The sequence below is a fragment of the Domibacillus indicus genome, from assembly GCF_023715895.1.
Lineage (GTDB): Bacteria > Bacillota > Bacilli > Bacillales > Domibacillaceae > Domibacillus > Domibacillus indicus_A.
The window spans coordinates 1-228 of sequence record NZ_JAMBOO010000161.1; the positions used below are offsets into that span (position 1 = coordinate 1).

Sequence of the window (228 nt, forward strand, 5' to 3'; positions counted from 1 at the left end):
TCCCTCGTCATCACAGCTCAGCCTTAATGGAAACGGGATTTGCCTCATTTCCAGCCTGACTGCTTAAACACGCGTATCCAGCTGCGTGATCTCCTATCCTTCTGCGTCCCCCCATCACTCAAACGATGCTTGGTGGTACAGGAATATCAACCTGTTATCCATCGCCTACGCCTTTCGGCCTCGGCTTAGGTCCCGACTAACCCTGAGAGGACGAGCCTTCCTCAGGAA

Annotated in this window: 1 rRNA gene; it reads right to left on the minus strand. The window is 53.5% G+C overall.

Annotated elements, in window-relative coordinates:
* Nucleotides 1-228 (minus strand): 23S ribosomal RNA (locus M3221_RS26085); the annotation flags it as partial.